At 62.7% G+C, this 557-nt stretch carries 1 protein-coding gene; it reads right to left on the minus strand.

What is annotated here, in order from left to right:
* On the minus strand, positions 1–557 hold a 557-nt coding region (locus ETC00_RS19590), incomplete at both ends, for a transposase family protein (RefSeq protein WP_483296499.1).

A 557-nucleotide genomic window follows, 5' to 3' on the forward strand; every position in this document is an offset into this window, starting at 1 on the left:
AACAGAAATCGCAGTGCCGATTCCGCGTCCTCACCGTATACGCAGTGGTATTCCTGGTAGGCCACGCCGCTACGGTCGTCTACCACGCTAAACAGCATCAGCGTCGGTTCGCCTCTGGCCGGGTCGATCCATTCAGGCTTGTCGATGTGCTTGAGGTCGGAAGGCGACAGGTCGAACTGCCAACAGTCGTTGCTGTGCTCAGCCTGAAACCGCGCGGCGGGCGGTTGCCGCGACAGCCGCGGCTGATCCAGTCGCCACAAGGACAAGTAGCGGTTGATGGTCGGGCGGCTCAGCACCCCCTTCGGCGCTTTGACCAAGCCTTGAGCGGTCTCCACGCCGTAGTCCTCCAGCAGCTCGATCGCACGATTGGTGGAAAGGTGCCGGCCCTGCTTATTCGGCGTGCGCAGTTTCAACGCCGCAATCAGCTCGCAGTAGCGCTCCAGCTCGGCCTGCTGCAATACGCGCGGCTTACCGTGATCGGCGCGGTGGGCCGCATGGGGTTTATGGATGAGGTTCAGCGCCCGGTACACGGTGCTGGAAGACACGCCGTACAGCTC

The sequence above is a fragment of the Brevibacillus sp. MCWH genome (assembly GCF_013096935.1).
Taxonomy (GTDB): Bacteria; Bacillota; Bacilli; order Brevibacillales; family Brevibacillaceae; genus Brevibacillus; species Brevibacillus aydinogluensis.